The organism is Paracoccus sp. KR1-242 (assembly GCF_049446195.1).
In the GTDB taxonomy this organism is placed as follows: domain Bacteria; phylum Pseudomonadota; class Alphaproteobacteria; order Rhodobacterales; family Rhodobacteraceae; genus Paracoccus; species Paracoccus broussonetiae.
Window position 1 is genome coordinate 205331 of sequence record NZ_JBMSED010000006.1, and the last position, 13793, is coordinate 219123.

Sequence of the window (13793 nt, forward strand, 5' to 3'; positions counted from 1 at the left end):
CGCAATGATTGGGAGGAACGCCATGATCCGGCGCATCTTTTTCGCCCTGCTGGGGCTTGTGGCAATCCTGGCGGCGGTGGTTGCCTATTTCGGACCGGGTTATGTCGAACGCAAGCTGAACCCCGTTACCGGCCCGGCTGAAGGCTGGCCCGTCTCGCCCCAGGCACAGGCGCTGCATGACAGTCTGGTCATCGGCGACTGGCACGCCGACACGCTGCTTTGGGACCGCAACATCCTGCGCCGCGCGGATCGCGGCCATACCGACATCCCGCGCCTGGCCGAAGGCAACGTGGCCGTCCAAGTCTATACCACTGTCACCAAAAGCCCGCGCGGGCAGAACTACAGCCAAAACTCGGCCGAGGCGCCCGACAACATCACGCCGCTTTTTATCGGCCAACTGCGCCCGGTTCCCAGCTGGTTCAGCCTTAAGGAGCGCGCCCTGACGCAGGCGGCCGCTCTGTCCCGCGCGGTGGAAGAGGACCCGCAGGCGGTCACGATGATCCGATCGGCCCAGGACCTGCAGGACCTGCTGGAGGCGCGGCGAAACGGCGCCCACACCGTCGGCATCCTGCTGGGGACAGAAGGCGCACACCCGCTTGAAGGCAATCTCGACAATCTTCGCGTCCTTTACGGCGCGGGCTTCCGACTGATCGGCCTGACGCATTTCTTCGACAACGAGCTGGGCGGCAGCCTGCATGGCGAAGGCGGAGAAGGATCGGGTCTTAACGAATTCGGAGAGCAGGTCGTGCGCGAGATGCAGGACCGCCGCATGATCATCGACCTGGCCCATGCCAGCCCGCAGATGGTGCAGGACGTGCTGGACATGCCGGGAACGCGGCCGATCCTGTCCCATACCGGCATCCACAGCCAATGCCCCAGCCCGCGCAACCTGCCCGATGATCTGGTCAAGGCGATCGCGGCAAAGGGCGGCGTCATCGGCATCGGTTATTGGGCGGATGTTGTCTGCGGCGACAAGCCCGCCGACATCGCGCAGGCAATCCGCGCCGCGATCGCGCTGGTGGGCGAGGATCACGTCTCGCTTGGTTCGGACTATGACGGCTCGGTCGATGCGCCCTTCGATGTGTCCAATCTGGCGGTCCTGACGCAGGCGCTGATGGATGCGGGCCTGTCCGACGACCAGATCGCAAAGGTCATGGGCGGCAACATGATGCGCTATCTTGCCGAGACGCTGTGACCGCGCCAGTCTGCACCCAAAATCGGAGGAAATCATGCTGACCATCTATGGCGTCATCCGCTCGCGTGCATCGCGCGTCGTCTGGCTTTGCCACGAGCTGGGCCTGCCTTTCGAACATGTGCCCGTGATCCAAGCCTATCGCCTGCCCGATCCAGATGCGCAAGGCGCGCCCTTGAACACGCACTCGCCCAGCTTCCTTGCGATGTCTCCGGCGGGCGCCATTCCGGTCATCCGCGACGGCGATCTGGTGTTGACGGAATCGCTGGCCTGCACGCTTTACCTTGCGCGCAAGCACGGCCAGCCCTTCGGTCCCGCCGATGCGACCGAAGACGCGCAGATGCTGCAATGGAGCTTTTACGCCGCAACCGCGCTTGAGGCGGATGCCCTGACACTGCTGTTTCTGCACCGTCCGGGCCGGACCCAGTCGGGCGCGGATCAGGCCGCCATCGCGAATGCGGCCGAAAGGCTGGTCCGCCCCCTGTCGGTGATCGAGGATCATCTGTCCCGCGGCGCCTATCTGGTCGGTGGTCGTTTCACCGTCGCCGACATCAACATGGCCGAGGTGCTGCGCTATGCCCAAGGCTATCACGAGTTGATGGACCGCTTCCCCGCGACGACCGCCTGGCTTCAGGACTGTCAGGCCCGGCCCGCCTTCCAGCGCATGTGGAAAGACCGATCGGCCGAGCCGGAATAGAGACAGCATATCGCGGCCGGGACACTATCGCTTGGGGTTTTCCCGGAACCGGCCGCTTCCCCTTGCCCAGACCTGCCACGGCATGAGATAACCCCGCTTCAGAAGAACAAGACGAGCAGGTGCGATGGCAGACGATCTCTTTCCGGTCTCGGACAAGGCAGCCGAGAGCTATTCGGCATCCTCCATCGAGGTGCTGGAAGGACTCGAGCCCGTTCGCAAGCGCCCCGGCATGTATATCGGCGGCACGGATGAACGCGCGCTGCACCATCTTGTCGCAGAAATCCTCGACAACTCGATGGACGAGGCCGTGGCCGGCCATGCCAGCCGGATCGAGGTCGAGCTGCTGGCCGATTACTCGGTCGTGATCCGCGACAACGGCCGCGGCATCCCGATCGACCCGCATCCCAAATTCCCCGGCAAATCGGCACTGGAAGTCATCCTGTGCACGCTGCACGCGGGCGGCAAGTTCTCGGGCGATGCCTATCAGACCTCGGGCGGGTTGCACGGCGTCGGTGCCTCGGTCGTGAACGCGTTGTCGGATACGATGGTCGTGCAGGTCGCGCGCAACCGCGAATTGTTCCAGCAAAGCTTCTCACGCGGCATCCCCCAGGGCCCGGTCGAAAAGATCGGCGCGGCCCCGAACCGGCGCGGCACCACCGTCACCTTCCATGCCGACGAACAGATCTTCGGCCACCACCGCTTCAAGCCCGCGCGAATGCTGAAGATGGTGAAGTCCAAAGCCTATCTGTTCTCGGGCGTCGAGATCCGCTGGAAGTCCGAGATCGATGATGGCGAGACCCCTGTCGAGGCCACCTTCCATTTCCCCGGCGGGCTTGCCGATTACCTGACCGAGACGCTGGGCAAGTCTTCGACCTATGCCGACCGGCCCTTCGCGGGCAATGTCGACTTCAAGGAGAAATTCGGCGTTCCCGGCAAGGTCGACTGGGCGATCAACTGGACCCCCGCCCGCGACGGCTTCATCCAGTCCTATTGCAACACGGTGCCCACGCCCGAAGGCGGCACGCATGAGGCCGGCTTCTGGTCGGCGATTCTCAAGGGCATCCGCGGCTATGGCGAGCTGATCAACAACAAGAAGGCCGCCAACATCACGCGTGAGGATCTGCTGACCGGCGGTTGCGCCCTTGTCAGCTGTTTCATCCGCGAGCCCGAATTCGTGGGCCAGACCAAGGACCGGCTGGCTACCGTGGAAGCCGCGCGTCTGGTCGAGGGCGCGGTCCGCGACCATTTCGACAACTGGCTGGCGGCGGATACGAAATCCGCGGGCGCGATCCTGGACTTCCTTGTGTTGCGCGCCGAGGAGCGCCTGCGCCGCAAGCAGGAAAAGGAAACTGCCCGCAAGACCGCCACAAAGAAGCTGCGCCTGCCCGGCAAGCTGGTCGATTGCTCGGCCACCAACCGCGAAGGGACCGAACTGTTCATCGTCGAGGGCGACTCGGCAGGCGGCAGCGCCAAGATGGCGCGGGAACGCACGACGCAGGCGCTGCTGCCGCTGCGCGGCAAGATCCTGAACGTGCTGGGCGCGGCCAGCTCGAAACTGGGGTCCAATCAGGAAATCAACGATCTGTGTCAGGCGCTTGGCGTCAGCATGGGCAGCAAGTTCAATGTCGAGGATCTGCGCTACGACAAGATCATCATCATGACCGATGCCGATGTCGACGGCGCGCATATCGCCTCGCTCTTGATGACATTCTTCTTCACCCAGATGCGGCCGATGATCGACAAGGGGCACCTGTATCTGGCCTGCCCGCCGCTTTATCGCCTGACGCAGGGCGCGCATCGCATCTATGTCGCCGACGACGCCGAGAAAGAGGCCTGGCTTGCCAAGGGCATCGGCGGCAAGGGCAAGATCGACGTGCAGCGCTTCAAGGGTCTGGGAGAGATGGACGCCAAGGACCTGAAAGACACGACGATGAACCCCAAGACGCGCAAGCTGATCCGGGTGTCCATCGACGAGGACGAGGGCGGAGAGACTGGCGATCTGGTCGAACGCCTGATGGGCAAGAAACCCGAGCTGCGCTATCAATTCATCCAGGAAAACGCCCAATTCGCGGATACTGCCGAACTGGACGTCTGACCCCGGCCGCAGGACCGGGGCGAAAGCCATTTTCTGTTAGACTTCTTCGCGCAAGGACCTAGGGTCGGTTGGGATTCACTCGACAAGACCCACTCCTCCCCTTGCCCTCCCAAAGGAGAAGTCGTCATGCCTGAACGAATTCTGGACGGCAGCTTTGCCTCCGCCTTGGAAAACTGGATCAGCACGGGCACCGGCAATCAGGTGCAACTGGATGCGGCGACCGGAAATGCCGTGATCTTCAATGGCGGCGGATCGGCAGGCGGGGCAACCTTGTCCCAGACCGTGGCCGTCACGCCGAACCAGACCGCGACCTTCTCCGTCGATTTCGGCAAGCTGGGATTGGGCGGGGCGGTGGCGCGGTTGCAGGTCCGCATCTTCTACCTGGACAATGGCAATCAGGTCGAACTGCTGAACCAGACCGCGACGGATGCGACCGGACCCACCTATGCCAATCGCAGCCCGGCGGCGCTGGACCAGTCCATCACCGGCACCTTCACCATCCCCGACGGTGTGACCGAGGTCGTGGTCGAGGTCATCGACGGGACCACCAACACCACGAACAACGACCTTGTCGTCGACAATGTCTCGCTGGACGTACTGTGCTTTTGCGGCGGTACCCTGATCGAGACCCCGACCGGCCCACTTCCGGTCGAAGGACTGAAAGCGGGCGACCTTGTGGTGACCGCGCAAGGCAGCGCGCCGATCCGCTGGGTCGGTCGCAGCCGCGTCGCAGCGACCGGCAAGCTTGCCCCGGTCCGGATCGCGGCGGGCGCGCTTGGCAATGGGCTGCCGCGCCGCGCGCTGCTGGTGTCGCGCCAGCACCGGATCCTTGTCCGTTCGGCCATCGTGCAAAGCATGTTTGACCTGGGCGAGGCGCTGGTGCCAGCGAACAAACTTGTCGGTTTGCCCGGCATCACGGTCGAGGAGGGTCTGCCTGAGGTCGAGTATTTCCACCTGCTCTGCGACCGGCACGAAATCCTTTACGCCGAAGGCGCCGCCGCCGAGAGCCTTTACCTGGGGCCGCAAGCCCGGCGCTCACTGTCACCCGAGGCCGTCGAGGAACTGACCGCAATCTTCCCCGAGTTGATGGACGGACAGCCCGGGCACGCGCCCGCCTGCTTCCTGCCGGACCCAAGGGACAGCAAGCGGCTGGTAGCGGGCCATGCGGTGCAGGCCTGCGCCCTGCAATGATCCCTTAGAAACGCATCCCGACCGAGAAGCTTGCCCCCTCGGTCCCGATGCCGAAGCTGGCCGCCCCAAAGGTGAAGCCGATCAGCGCGCCGGTCCAGACCTGTTCGGGCGTGTGCTCTCCGGCGTGGACGCGGCTCCACCCGGTCAGCCCGGCCGCGCCATAGGCCGCTGCCCCGGCCCAAGGGTCGTCCTTGAAGCATTTCCCGGCAAGGTCGGACGCGCCGAAGAAAGCGGCGGCGGTGTGGCCCGAAGGAAACCCCTTGCCCTCGCCCGAGGGGCGGCGGGAAATCGGCTCACCATCGAAATACTGCTTCATTCCCCAGACCAGCGCGGCTTGCAGGACGCCGCGCACGGCAAAATCCTCAAGCCGGTCCTGATCCGCCGCGCAGACCGCCGCGGCCAGAGGCAGACCGTATTTCATCGCCGTGCCGAAATCCTCGAACGGGTCGGCCACGGCTGACACCGACATGGCCAGTGAGCAGGCGCACAGCGCCGCGACGATCCTTGTCATGCCGCCTCCCAGATCAGATACCCGCCGCGCGCGGCATGGGCCGGTTTCCAGCATTTGCCACGCATCCTGCCGCAGGCACAGCACCGGACGCAACGCCCGCGCCCTACTCTCCCAGTCGGATCACCCGGTCCATGCGTCCGGCCAGATCCAGATTGTGGGTCGCGATCAAGGCGGAAAGCCCCGTTTCGCGCACCAAGGTCATCAGGACGTCAAAAACCTTGTCCGAGGTGCCGGGGTCGAGGTTGCCCGTCGGCTCGTCCGCCAGCAGAAGCGAGGGCGAATTCGCCAGCGCCCGGCAAAAGGCCACGCGCTGCTGTTCGCCCCCCGACATCTGCGCGGGTCGATGCCCGGCGCGATGCGCCAGCCCGACACGGGCCAGCAGATCCTGCGCACGCGCCTTGGCAGCGCTGTCGGCGACGCTGTTGGCCAATTGTGGCAGGACGATATTCTCGGCCGCCGAAAACTCGGGTAGCAGGTGGTGGAACTGATAGACGAAGCCCAAATCGCGCCGCCGCGCCTCGGTCCGGACGCGGTCGTTCTGTCGGGTCATGTCGCGCCCGTTCAGAAGCACCCGTCCGTCGTCCGCGCTATCCAGAAGCCCGGCAATATGCAACAGCGTCGATTTCCCCGCGCCCGAAGGCGCGACCAGCGCCACAACCTCGCCACGCCCGACCGTCAGCGACAGATCGGCCAGCACCGGGACCGGCGCGGGGCCGCCCTTACCGTAGGTCTTGGAGATCCCCTCAAGCACCAGAACGTCACTCATAGCGCAGGGCCTCCACCGGGTTCATGCGCGCCGCGCGGCGCGCCGGAAAGATCGTGACGACAAAGGACAGGACCAGCGACAGCCCCACCGCCTTGGCAATGTCGATACCGCGCAGCTTTGCCGGCAGTTCATAGATCCCGCGCACCGACGGATCCCAAGCCCCGCCGCCCGAGAACCAGTTCACGAAGCTCATGACATGGTCGACATTCAGCGCGAAGATCACCCCCAGCACGACCCCGGCGATGGTGCCGATTACCCCGGTGAATGCCCCGCACAGGAAAAAGACGCGCAGGACCGCGCCTTCGGTCAGGCCCATGGTCCGCAGGATGCCGATGTCGCGCCCCTTGTTCTTGACCAGCATGATCAGTCCCGAGGTGATGTTCATCGAGGCGATCAGCACAAGGATCGACAGGATGATGAACATCACGTCATCCTCGACATCCAGCGCCTTCAGGAACGACCCCGAGGCATCGCGCCAGGTCCAGACTTGCGCCCTGTCGCCCGCCGCCTCCAGCAGTTGCGGCGTCCAGTCATCGACCCTTTCGGGATCATCGACAAAGACCTGAATTTCGTCCGCCACGCCCTCGCGGTTGAAATAGCTTTGCGCTTCGGCCATCGGCATATAGATGCGCGTGCGGTCGATGTCATAGCGACCGGCCGTGAAGACATAGGTCACTTCATAGCTTTCGACGCGAGGTGCCGTCCCCAGCGCGGTCTGCGCCCCGTCCGGAGAGATCAGCCGCACACGGTCGCCAAGGTTCACCCCCAGTTCCCGCGCAAGGCCCGACCCGATGGCAATGCCTTTGTCGAAATCGTCGATATTCCCCACGCCCGTCGCCGGATCGGCGATCCGTGGGATCGCCTTCAACGCGTCCAGCGTCAGCCCATAGACCTCGGCCACATTGTTCGCGTCGTTCTGGCTGGCCATGACCTGACCGCGCACGACGGGCGTGGCGCGGACCACGCCGGGCAGCGCCGCCATCTTGGCGGCCAGCGCGTCGAAATCCTCGATCCGGCCGGGGGTGATATAGGTTTCCTCGGTCAGGTCGTTATAGAACGAGGTCGGCGCGTAATAGACCGTGCTATGGGCATTCGCGCCCAGGATCGTGTCCACGAATTCGGCCCGGAATCCCGCGCGCACGGCCAGTGTGGCGATCAGCGCCATCACGCCCAGCGTGATCCCGATCAGGCTGATCCAGGTCATCACGCTGACCCCGCCCTCGGCCCGTCGCGCGCGCAGATAGCGCCATGCGATCATGAATTCATAGCGCGAGAAAGGGGCCGGATTTGCCATCGATCACCTGTCTTTCGGTTCGAGCCTGATTGGCGTGTCCCGCGCCTTTATGCAAGCCAACAAGGGTGTGACTGCCTGCCCGGCATCACAACGGGCCGGGCCTGCGCTCTTCGGACAGCATCACGTTGGCCTCGACCTGGCCGATGCCCGGCAGGGTCATGATGCGACGCCGCAGGATGCGCTCGAAATCCGCGATGTCGCGGGCGCGGACACGCAGGCGGTAATCGAACTGCCCCAGCACATGCTGCACGGTCTGGACCTCGGGGATGGCGGTGGCGGCGCGTTCGAAATCTTCCAGACTGGTGCGGCCCTTGGCAGCCAGTCGAACCCCCAGAAAGACGGTCACGCCAAAACCCAGCGCTGCCTCGTCGACCACAATGCGCCGGCCCGCGATCACCCCTGCCTCGGTCAGACGGCGGATGCGCCGCCATGTCGCGGGCTGGGTCATGCCAAGGGCGCGCCCGATCTCGGCGGCGCTGCGCGTCGCATCGGCGGCGAGAAGCCGCAGGATCGCAAGGTCGGTGGCATCGGGGGAAAACGCCGGGCCGCTCATAACGGCAACTCCTGCACGTCCTTGATGTTGCTGACCAGCATCAGCGCATCGGAATCCGAGACATGGGGCAGCGTCAGGATGCTTTCGCGATAGATCTCCTGCCAATGCGCCATGTCGCGGGCGATGACGGAAAGCCGCAGGTCGACCGAGCCCAGGAAATTCTGGATCTCGGTCACCTCGGGCACCAGTCGCGCGGCGGCGACAAAATCGTCGAATGCGCGGGGCACGGTCTTGTCCAGCGTGAAGCGCAGGCTGACCTGCACCTCGTATCCGAGCTTGCGCCAGTCGATGCGGGTCTCGATGGCGCGGATCACACCGGTTTCGCGCATCCGTTCCAACCGGCGCCACAGGCTGGCCGCGGTCACGCCGGCCCGCTCGGCCAGTTCCGCATTGCCGATGCCGGGATCGGCCAGCAATTGGCGCAAAATGCGCCGATCCGTCTCATCAGGCATGATTTTTTCACCTCATGATCGCGACTGACATGATTCTTTCGAATTTTCCACCATGAATGCGAAGAATGCACAGAACTGTCCCCGTTTGCCTGCTAAAACCCCGGCATCGGATATGAGGAGAGACGCTGATGCGCGTTTACTATGATCGCGATTGCGACGTGAACCTGATCAAGGACAAGAAGATCGCCATGCTGGGCTATGGCTCGCAAGGCCACGCCCATGCGCTGAACCTGCGCGACTCGGGTGCCAAGAACGTCGTCGTCGCGCTGCGCGAAGGCTCGGCCTCGGCCAAGAAAGCCGAAGCCGAAGGTCTGAAGGTCATGGGCATTGCCGAAGCGGCCGCCTGGGCCGATCTGGTCATGTTCACCATGCCCGACGAACTGCAGGCCGAAACCTACAAGAAATACGTCCATGACAACATCCGCGAAGGCGCCGCGATTGCCTTTGCCCACGGGCTGAACATCCACTTCGGCCTGATCGAGCCGAAGCCCGGCGTCGATGTCATCATGATGGCGCCGAAGGGCCCCGGCCACACGGTCCGTGGCGAATACACCAAGGGCGGCGGCGTCCCCTGCCTGTTCGCGGTCCACAACGACGCGACCGGCAAGGCGCAGGACATTGCCCTGTCCTATTGCTCGGCCATCGGCGGCGGCCGCTCGGGCATCATCGAGACCAACTTCCGTCAGGAATGCGAAACCGACCTGTTCGGCGAACAAGCCGTCCTGTGCGGCGGTCTGGTCGAACTGATCCGCATGGGCTTCGAAACCCTGGTCGAAGCTGGCTACGAGCCGGAGATGGCCTACTTCGAGTGCCTGCACGAAGTGAAGCTGATCGTCGACCTGATCTATGAAGGCGGCATCGCGAACATGAACTACTCGATCTCGAACACCGCCGAATACGGCGAGTATGTCTCGGGCCCGCGCATCCTGCCCTACGAAGAGACCAAGGCCCGCATGAAGGCCGTGCTGTCCGACATCCAGACCGGCAAGTTCGTGCGTGACTTCATGCAGGAAAATGCCGTCGGCCAGCCCTTCTTCAAGGCGACCCGTCGCATCAACGACGAGCATGAAATCGAGAAGGTCGGCGAGAAGCTGCGCGCCATGATGCCCTGGATCTCCAAGGGCAAGATGGTCGACAAGGCCCGCAACTAAGACTTGCTCCGAAAAGCCCCGCCCCGTGCGGGGCTTTTCTTTCCCGGACAGGACGCAGCAATGCAGACGGCGCTGACATTCATCATCGCGGCCATCGCCGAAATCGCGGGGTGCTTCGCCTTTTGGTCGTGGCTGCGGCTGGATCGCTCGGCCCTGTGGGCGGTGCCGGGCGTGGCCTCGCTGATCGTGTTCGCCTGCGCGCTGACGCTGGTTCCCGCCGATGCCGCCGGCCGCGCCTATGCCGCCTATGGCGGGATCTATATCGCCGCCTCGCTGGTCTGGCTGTGGGCCGTCGAAGGGATGCGCCCCGATCGCTGGGATCTGACCGGGGCCACCATCTGCCTGATCGGCACGGCGGTCATCCTGTTCGCGCCGCGCGGCGGCTGAGCCGCGCTATTCCTCCAGCACTTCCAGCACGCCCGGTACCACCCGCAGGGCCTGCCGCGCCGGAGTGGTCAGGGGCGCATCCTCGGTAATCTCGATATCGACAAGATCGTCGCCATCCTTCAGCCGCAGGGTGATCGGACCCCTTGCGCGCGAGGGAGCGTTCACTTCGGCCAGAATGCGGGCCAAGGCCGCTGCAATCCCCGGCACCGCGTCAAGGCCGGTGATCTCGACGGCAAGGCGGTTCGCTCCGGCATCGGCCACCGCCTGTTCCAGCGGCACCACGCTGCGCGCCAGCAACTTCACCTGTTCGCCCGAAGGTTCGACCTGCACCTGCAGGACGACATTCTCTCCCGGCTCAAGGTGCTGGCGATGAGCATCCAGAGTGTCGGAAAAGACCGTGACCTCGTAAAGCCCGGTCGGATCCGACAGGCCGACAAAGGCGAAACGTGTCCCGCGTGCGGATTTCTTCTCTTGTCGGAAGGCCACGGTTCCCGCCAGCGAGGCGACCAGCGCCCCGTCCTGCGCGGCCTGTGTCACCTCGGCCAAAGTCTGCACGTTCTTGCGCCGCAGCGCGGGCAGGTAATCGTCCAGCGGATGCCCGGAAAGATAGAAACCGACCGCGGCATGTTCCTCGCCCAGCTTCTCGGCTGGCATCCAGATCGGTGCGACCACGGCGCGCGGCGGCGGCAGATCCTCGCCCCCGCCGAAAAGCGACGATTGGTTCGAAGCCGCGGCCTCTTGCACCGCCGACGACCACGCCACCAGACCATCAAGTGATTTCAGCACCTTGGCGCGGCTTTCCTCGATCATGTCGAAGGCCCCGGCGCGGGCCAGCATTTCCAGCGGCCGCTTGCCGACGCGACGCATATCCACGCGGCGGGCAAAATCATGCAGGTCACGGAAGGGTCTGTCTCCCCGCGCCTGGACGATCATGTTCATCGCGTCGACCCCCACGCCCTTGAGCGCACCCAGCGCATAGACGATGCGGCCATCCTTGACGCTGAAGGTCGCAAGCGAGCGGTTGACGCAGGGCGGGACCGTCTCGATCCCCATGCGATCCGCCTCGCGCTTATAGACGGCCAGCTTGTCGGTCAGGTGGATATCGCAGTTCATCACGGCGGCCATGAACTCGACCGGATGGTTCGCCTTCAGCCATGCGGTCTGATAGCTGACCACGGCATAGGCGGCGGCATGCGATTTGTTGAAGCCGTAGTTGGCGAATTTCTCAAGCAGGTCAAAGACCTCGCCGGCCTTCTTCGCATCGACGCCATTCCCGACCGAGCCTTGGACGAATTTCGGCCGCTCCTTGGCCATCTCCTCGGCGATCTTCTTGCCCATGGCACGGCGCAACAGATCGGCGCCGCCAAGACTGTAGCCCGCCATGACCTGCGCGATCTGCATCACCTGTTCCTGATAGACGATGATGCCCTGCGTCTCAGCCAGAATAGGGTCAATCGACGGATGCAGCGATTCCAGATCGCGCAGGCCGTTCTTGACCTCGCAATAGGTCGGGATGTTCTCCATCGGGCCGGGGCGATACAGCGCCACCAGCGCGACGATATCCTCGATGCAGGTGGGCTTCATGCGCCGCAGCGCGTCCATCATGCCCGAGCTTTCGACCTGGAACACCGCGACCGTTCGGGCGCTGGCGAAAAGCTCATAGCTGGGTACGTCGTCCAGCGGGATGGCGTTGATCTGATTTTCCGCCCCGTCGGCGGGTTCGTAAAGCTGGCGCCCATCGGCAGCGACGTGCAGGGGACGGCCGCCCCCATTGATCAGGTCGACCGCGTTCTGGATGACGGTCAGGGTCTTGAGGCCCAGGAAGTCGAACTTCACCAGCCCGGCTTGTTCGACCCATTTCATGTTGAACTGCGTCGCCGGCATGTCCGAGGCCGGGTCGCGATACAGCGGCACCAGCTTGTCCAGCGGCCGGTCGCCGATCACCACCCCCGCGGCATGGGTCGAGGCATTGCGCAGCAACCCCTCCAGCTTGGCGGCATAGTCCAGCAGCCGGCCCACCACCTCTTCCTTGGCGGCCTCGCGCAGGCGTGGTTCATCCGCCAGCGCCTTTGTCACGGAAACCGGCTTAACTCCCTCGACCGGGATCATCTTCGACAGGCGGTCCACCTGGCCGAAGGGCAGTTGCAGCACGCGCCCGACATCGCGGACAGCCGCCTTGGACAGCAGTGCGCCGAAGGTGATGATCTGGCCGACCTTGTCGCGGCCGTATTTTTCCTGGACGTAGCGGATGACCTCTTCCCGCCGGTCCATACAGAAGTCGATGTCGAAGTCCGGCATCGACACCCGCTCGGGGTTCAGGAAGCGTTCGAAAAGCAGGCTGTAACGCAGGGGATCAAGGTCGGTGATGGTCAGCGCATAGGCCACCAGAGAGCCCGCACCCGAACCCCGCCCCGGCCCGACCGGAATGCCCCGATCCTTGGCCCATTTGATGAAGTCCGCAACGATCAGGAAATAGCCGGGAAAGCCCATCTGCTCGATGATGCCCAGCTCAAAGCGCAGCCGCTCCTCATACTCCTCGACGGGGACCGCATGGGGAATGATCGCAAGGCGCGCGCGCAGACCGTCCCAGGCCTGACGGCGCAATTCCTCGACCTCGTCCTCGGCGAAGCGGGGAAGGATGGGCTTGTGCTTCTTGACGGCAAAGGCGCAGCGGCGGGCAATCTCGACCGTGTTCTCGATCGCTTCGGGCAGATCGGCGAACAGGGTCGCCATCTCGGCCGGGGACTTGAAGTAATGGTCCGGCGTCAAGCGGCGGCGCGGCGCGGTCTGATCGACATAGGCCCGGTCGGAAATGCAGATCAGCGCATCATGCGCGGCGAACAGGTCGGGTTTCGGGAAATAGACGTCATTCGTCGCGACCAGCGGCAGGTCGAGATCATAGGCCAGATCGATCATGCCCCCTTCCGAGGCCAGTTCCTCGGGCATGGGGGCGCCGTTTCCGTCCTTGTGGCGCTGAAGTTCGACATAAAGCCGGGTCGGAAATGCAGTCCCGAGCTGCTGGAGCAGGGCTCGCGCCTCTGGCATACGCCCCTGTCCCACCAGTTGCCCCAGCGGCCCGTTCGCGCCGCCGGTCAGGCAGATCAGCCCCTCGGCATGGGCCGCCAACTCTTCGGGCAGAATATGGGGCAGAGAACTGCCCTCACGCAGGTAAAGACAGCTGGAAAGCGCCATCAGGTTAAGCCAGCCTGCCTCATTTTGCGCCAGTAGCACGATGGGACCGGTCGTTTCGGCCTGCAGCGTCATCTGGCAACCGACAATTGGCTGAATCCCGGCGTCCTGCGCCTTGATCGAGAACTCCAGCCCGGCGAACAGCGCGTTCGTATCGGTCAGGGCGACCGCGGGCATTCCGTTTTGTGCTGCAAGATCAGCAAGTTTCTTGACCGGCACGGCTCCTTCCAGCAACGAATGTTCGGAATGCGTGCGCAGGTGGATGAATCGGGGCGAATTTTCCGGCATGGCGCCAATCTAGGCCCGACCTGTCCA

General features: G+C 64.2%; 12 protein-coding genes. 6 read left to right on the top strand and 6 right to left on the bottom strand.

Annotated elements, in window-relative coordinates; all coding sequences use genetic code 11:
* The first annotated feature begins 22 nt into the window (after window positions 1–22).
* The 4 genes from ACO2Q4_RS10830 (at window position 23) to ACO2Q4_RS10845 (ending at window position 5175) form a co-directional block, all read left to right on the top strand.
* Window positions 23–1195 (top strand): dipeptidase, encoded by a 1173-nt coding sequence (locus ACO2Q4_RS10830; protein WP_423319206.1) that lies wholly within the window; start codon window positions 23–25, stop codon window positions 1193–1195.
* 34 nt (window positions 1196–1229) lie between these two features.
* Window positions 1230–1889, top strand: a complete 660-nt coding sequence (locus ACO2Q4_RS10835; RefSeq protein ID WP_395132341.1) for a glutathione S-transferase family protein — start codon at window positions 1230–1232, stop codon at window positions 1887–1889.
* Between the two features lie 124 nt (window positions 1890–2013).
* Complete coding sequence (gene parE / locus ACO2Q4_RS10840; protein ID WP_395132339.1) at window positions 2014–3984, top strand: DNA topoisomerase IV subunit B; 1971 nt, start codon at window positions 2014–2016, stop codon at window positions 3982–3984.
* A 126-nt stretch (window positions 3985–4110) separates the two neighbouring features.
* Window positions 4111–5175 (top strand): Hint domain-containing protein, encoded by a 1065-nt coding sequence (locus ACO2Q4_RS10845; protein ID WP_423319209.1) that lies wholly within the window; start codon window positions 4111–4113, stop codon window positions 5173–5175.
* A gap of 4 nt (window positions 5176–5179) precedes the next feature.
* On the opposite strand, the gene ACO2Q4_RS10850 is transcribed toward ACO2Q4_RS10845, so the two are convergent.
* From ACO2Q4_RS10850 to ACO2Q4_RS10870, 5 genes are all read right to left on the bottom strand, one after another.
* The gene (locus ACO2Q4_RS10850; RefSeq protein ID WP_423319211.1) at window positions 5180–5686 is read right to left on the bottom strand and encodes a phosphatase PAP2 family protein; all 507 of its coding nucleotides are present in this window, start codon (window positions 5684–5686) and stop codon (window positions 5180–5182) included.
* A gap of 103 nt (window positions 5687–5789) precedes the next feature.
* Entirely contained in the window at window positions 5790–6452 is a 663-nt protein-coding gene (locus ACO2Q4_RS10855; RefSeq protein WP_423319213.1) for an ABC transporter ATP-binding protein, read from the bottom strand.
* Entirely contained in the window at window positions 6445–7746 is a 1302-nt protein-coding gene (locus tag ACO2Q4_RS10860) for a lipoprotein-releasing ABC transporter permease subunit (RefSeq protein WP_395132335.1), read from the bottom strand. The genes ACO2Q4_RS10855 and ACO2Q4_RS10860 overlap by 8 nt, the downstream gene beginning before the upstream one ends.
* Before the next feature lie 85 nt (window positions 7747–7831).
* Complete coding sequence (locus ACO2Q4_RS10865; protein ID WP_311758203.1) at window positions 7832–8299, bottom strand: Lrp/AsnC family transcriptional regulator; 468 nt, start codon at window positions 8297–8299, stop codon at window positions 7832–7834.
* The gene (locus tag ACO2Q4_RS10870) at window positions 8296–8751 is read right to left on the bottom strand and encodes an Lrp/AsnC family transcriptional regulator (RefSeq protein WP_311758202.1); all 456 of its coding nucleotides are present in this window, start codon (window positions 8749–8751) and stop codon (window positions 8296–8298) included. The genes ACO2Q4_RS10865 and ACO2Q4_RS10870 overlap by 4 nt, the downstream gene beginning before the upstream one ends.
* Before the next feature lie 128 nt (window positions 8752–8879).
* On the opposite strand from ACO2Q4_RS10870, the gene ilvC reads away from it, so the two are divergent.
* Window positions 8880–9902 (top strand): ketol-acid reductoisomerase, encoded by a 1023-nt coding sequence (gene ilvC, locus ACO2Q4_RS10875; protein WP_311758201.1) that lies wholly within the window; start codon window positions 8880–8882, stop codon window positions 9900–9902.
* 60 nt (window positions 9903–9962) lie between these two features.
* Window positions 9963–10289, top strand: a complete 327-nt coding sequence (locus ACO2Q4_RS10880; protein ID WP_395132331.1) for a YnfA family protein — start codon at window positions 9963–9965, stop codon at window positions 10287–10289.
* Window positions 10290–10295: 6 nt separating this feature from the next.
* Here the strand turns inward: ACO2Q4_RS10880 and dnaE are convergent, their stop codons facing one another.
* Window positions 10296–13766 carry a DNA polymerase III subunit alpha gene (dnaE, locus tag ACO2Q4_RS10885; RefSeq protein ID WP_423319217.1) on the bottom strand — a complete coding sequence of 1157 codons (3471 nt, stop codon included), beginning with the start codon at window positions 13764–13766 and terminating at the stop codon, window positions 10296–10298.
* Window positions 13767–13793: the final 27 nt, after the last annotated feature.

Bases quoted from the DNA above. Each gene is read 5' to 3' on its own strand.
- ACO2Q4_RS10830 (WP_423319206.1), top strand. From the start codon at position 23: ATGATCCGGCGCATCTTTTTCGCCCTGCTGGGGCTTGTGGCAATCCTG.
- ACO2Q4_RS10835 (WP_395132341.1), top strand. From the start codon at position 1,230: ATGCTGACCATCTATGGCGTCATCCGCTCGCGTGCATCGCGCGTCGTC.
- parE (WP_395132339.1), top strand. From the start codon at position 2,014: ATGGCAGACGATCTCTTTCCGGTCTCGGACAAGGCAGCCGAGAGCTAT.
- ACO2Q4_RS10845 (WP_423319209.1), top strand. From the start codon at position 4,111: ATGCCTGAACGAATTCTGGACGGCAGCTTTGCCTCCGCCTTGGAAAAC.
- ACO2Q4_RS10850 (WP_423319211.1), bottom strand. From the start codon at position 5,686: ATGACAAGGATCGTCGCGGCGCTGTGCGCCTGCTCACTGGCCATGTCG.
- ACO2Q4_RS10855 (WP_423319213.1), bottom strand. From the start codon at position 6,452: ATGAGTGACGTTCTGGTGCTTGAGGGGATCTCCAAGACCTACGGTAAG.
- ACO2Q4_RS10860 (WP_395132335.1), bottom strand. From the start codon at position 7,746: ATGGCAAATCCGGCCCCTTTCTCGCGCTATGAATTCATGATCGCATGG.
- ACO2Q4_RS10865 (WP_311758203.1), bottom strand. From the start codon at position 8,299: ATGAGCGGCCCGGCGTTTTCCCCCGATGCCACCGACCTTGCGATCCTG.
- ACO2Q4_RS10870 (WP_311758202.1), bottom strand. From the start codon at position 8,751: ATGCCTGATGAGACGGATCGGCGCATTTTGCGCCAATTGCTGGCCGAT.
- ilvC (WP_311758201.1), top strand. From the start codon at position 8,880: ATGCGCGTTTACTATGATCGCGATTGCGACGTGAACCTGATCAAGGAC.
- ACO2Q4_RS10880 (WP_395132331.1), top strand. From the start codon at position 9,963: ATGCAGACGGCGCTGACATTCATCATCGCGGCCATCGCCGAAATCGCG.
- dnaE (WP_423319217.1), bottom strand. From the start codon at position 13,766: ATGCCGGAAAATTCGCCCCGATTCATCCACCTGCGCACGCATTCCGAA.